2 protein-coding genes are annotated in these 2,270 nt (G+C 61.9%); both read left to right on the forward strand.

All coding sequences use genetic code 11. The features are described from left to right. Positions 1-1,480: cbb3-type cytochrome c oxidase subunit I (locus Q4E95_RS11655; RefSeq protein ID WP_303383467.1), on the forward strand; the 1,480-nt coding region annotated here is incomplete at its 5' end. Then, the gene (locus Q4E95_RS11660) at positions 1,477-1,881 is read left to right on the forward strand and encodes a cytochrome c oxidase subunit 4 (protein ID WP_303383468.1); all 405 of its coding nucleotides are present in this window, start codon (positions 1,477-1,479) and stop codon (positions 1,879-1,881) included. The genes Q4E95_RS11655 and Q4E95_RS11660, both read left to right, overlap by 4 nt. Positions 1,882-2,270: the final 389 nt, after the last annotated feature.

Here is a 2,270-nt window from a genome sequence, read left to right on the forward strand (position 1 = left end):
GCTGTTCACCATGCACGGCACCATCATGTTGCTGATGTTCGGTACTCCGCTGTTCATTGGTTTCGCCAACGTCATCGTCCCGCTCCAGCTGGGCGCCCCCGACGTAGCGTTCCCGCGTCTGAACGCCTTGGCGTTCTGGTTCTTCCTGTTCGGCTCCCTGATTGCCGTGGCCGGCTTCATCACCCCGCAGGGCGCTGCGTCCTTCGGTTGGTTTGCTTACGCGCCGTTGAACAGCACAACGTTCAGTCCGGGAGTTGGCGGAGACCTCTGGGTGTTCGGTCTGGGCCTACAGGGCTTCGGCACGATCATGGGTGGCGTCAACTTCATCACCACGATTCTCTGCATGCGCGCCCCGGGTATGACCATGTGGCGCATGCCCATCTTCACGTGGACCACGCTGATCACCGCTTTGCTGATCATCATGATCTTCCCGCCGCTGGCATCCGCGTTGTTCGCCCTGGGCATGGACCGCCGACTCGGCGGGCACGTGTTCGACCCGGAGAACGGTGGCGCCATCCTGTGGCAGCACCTGTTCTGGTTCTTCGGCCACCCCGAGGTGTACGTGCTCGCTCTGCCGTTCTTCGGCATCGTCTCCGAGATCATCCCGGTGTTCTCCCGCAAGCCGATTTTCGGGTACAAGGGCCTGGTCTTCGCGACCATCGCCATTGCCGCCCTGTCCGTGACCGTGTGGGCGCACCACATGTACGTGACCGGTTTCGTGGCTCTCGGGTTCTTCTCGTTCATGACCATGATGATCGCGGTGCCAACCGGCGTGAAGTTCTTCAACTGGATCGGCACCATGTGGCAAGGGTCGCTCACGTTCGAGACACCCATCCTGTGGGTTCTGGGCTTCCTCTTCACCTTCCTGTTCGGCGGCTTGACCGGCATCATCCTGGCAACCCCGCCGCTGGACTTCCACGTGTCCGACACGTACTTCGTGGTGGCCCACTTCCACTACGTGATCTTCGGAACCATCGTGTTCGGTATGTTCGCGGGCTTCTACTTCTGGTGGCCCAAGTTCACCGGCAAGATGCTCAACGAGCGCATTGGTAAGATCCACTTCTGGCTGCTGTTCATCGGCTTCCACATGACCTTCCTCATCCAGCACTGGTTGGGTGTCGACGGCATGCCCCGCCGTTACGCGGACTACATGCCGGAAGACGGCTTCACCTGGATGAATCAGTTCTCCACGTGGGGTTCCGTCCTGCTCGGTATTTCGATGATCCCGTTCTTCTGGAACGTGTACACCACTGCTCGTAACGCCAAGAAGGTTGAAGTTGACGACCCGTGGGGCTTCGGCGGCTCCCTGGAATGGGCCACCTCTTGCCCGCCCCCGCGTCACAACTTCACCTCCCTGCCCCGCATCCGCTCCGAGCGTCCTGCTCTGGACCTGCACCACCCCGAGTTGGCGGCGTTCTCCAGCCAGCAGTTCGATGCAGAAATGCCGATTGTCGGCGGATCTGGAAGGACCGGTCGATGAAAACTACTGTCAAAACCTTCATTCTCTTGGCCGTCTTCTGCCTGGTCGTCGGAATGGTGTACGGGTACCTCACCGGATTCCAGGAACTCGCCGGTTTCCCGGCACTGCTGGCCGTGGCGGCCATGAGCCTCATGCTCGCGGTGTACCTGTGGCTCGTGGACCGTTCCACCGGTGCCATGCTGCCTGAGGATCGTGAAGACGGCGAGATCGTGGAGATGTCCGGTGACTACGGCGCCTTCTCCCCGTGGAGCTGGTGGCCATTGCTGCTGGGTATCGGATGCGCTATTTTCGTGACCGCCCTTGCGGTTGGCTGGTGGATTATCGGTCTGGCGGTCCCCGTTGTTCTCCTGGGCCTGATCGGCCTCATTTTCGAGCACTCCCGCGGGGAGCACGCCCACTGATGTAGGCGTTCTATCCTCCGAAGAAGCCCTCCTCGTTGCGACTGCCGCGAGGAGGGCTTCTTCATGCCCGAGACTCGGAACTGCAGTTGCCTTCTCGTTCTATTCGGCCGGGTTCCGCTCAACCTGCGTCTTCGACAGAGCAGTGGGTGCGGTAGTAACGAGCGAAGTGAAGCCAGTTCAGCAACGGGGCCATACGGCGCTGGGGGCTCCGTGCAGGTGCGCTTGGGCATGATGCCCGGTTCGGTGCAGGCCTGGGCCCGGGCACAGGAGTGGTAGTGCGAGGCCGCGCACCTGGCCGGGTGGAGCCGGAGGCCATCCGACGCTATGTCGCAGCCCGCGAGGCGGGTCGGCCAGTGACCGGTCCGGACCGACGGCCCAGGATGATTGAC

Origin of the sequence: Kocuria sp. (assembly GCF_030536815.1) — a bacterium.
In the GTDB taxonomy this organism is placed as follows: domain Bacteria; phylum Actinomycetota; class Actinomycetes; order Actinomycetales; family Micrococcaceae; genus Kocuria; species Kocuria gwangalliensis.